General features: G+C 49.3%; 1 protein-coding gene. It reads right to left on the bottom strand.

Annotated elements, in window-relative coordinates; genetic code table 11:
* Positions 1-97 precede the first annotated feature (97 nt).
* Positions 98-229, bottom strand: coding sequence for a hypothetical protein (locus tag ACP7AJ_RS21585; RefSeq protein WP_426062307.1), 132 nt, complete (start codon positions 227-229; stop codon positions 98-100).
* Positions 230-606: the final 377 nt, after the last annotated feature.

Raw genomic sequence — 606 nt, 5'->3', positions numbered from 1 at the left:
CGGTGAAGGGATGCGATGTCGAGCAGGTCTTTGCGTGCCATACCGGAATTGAGGAAAATGAATAGGTAGTCAGTACTTACGAGTCGGAGGTTTTACCCTATTTGTTTAACAACAACCATTCTTTGATGACCGCCATGCGCTTGGGGTCGGTGCTAAGGCTGCAACTGCCAGTGTGGGCCGGGGCGATGGTGGCAGCAGCCACGGTTGGGGAGAGGGTGTTGGCATCCATGGGGGGTATGGGTGTTGAGGTTGAGTTATGCATTGGCTGCGGGGCGGCAGCAGGCGAACTCAATGGACATAAAAAAACCGTTTCGGAATCCGAAACGGTGGCGGGGCAATACTAAAAAAAAACGGAAATACCAGTGGCAAAATCGGGAGAACCGATGGTGGCGAAGACCTTCCGGGCCACTCGCGGTTCCTTGCCGAGCAGGGTCCCGCGCTTCATCAACAAGTTTTTTGGTTGAAGCATGATGCAAAATTACGACATTGTTAAGCCCGGCAATTCATCGGCAACGTTAATTTTTTTTTGCACCGCTTTTCTCAAATTTTATTTTTAACCTAACGGGCTAAACTATGCACTTTTTGTCATTCTTTTCGTCATCAAAA

This window comes from Hymenobacter sp. B1770, assembly GCF_049896385.1.
Classification (GTDB): Bacteria; Bacteroidota; Bacteroidia; order Cytophagales; family Hymenobacteraceae; genus Hymenobacter.
This window is presented reverse-complemented; position numbering and strand designations above follow the sequence as displayed.

Bases quoted from the DNA above. Each gene is read 5' to 3' on its own strand.
- ACP7AJ_RS21585 (WP_426062307.1), bottom strand. From the start codon at position 229: ATGGATGCCAACACCCTCTCCCCAACCGTGGCTGCTGCCACCATCGCC.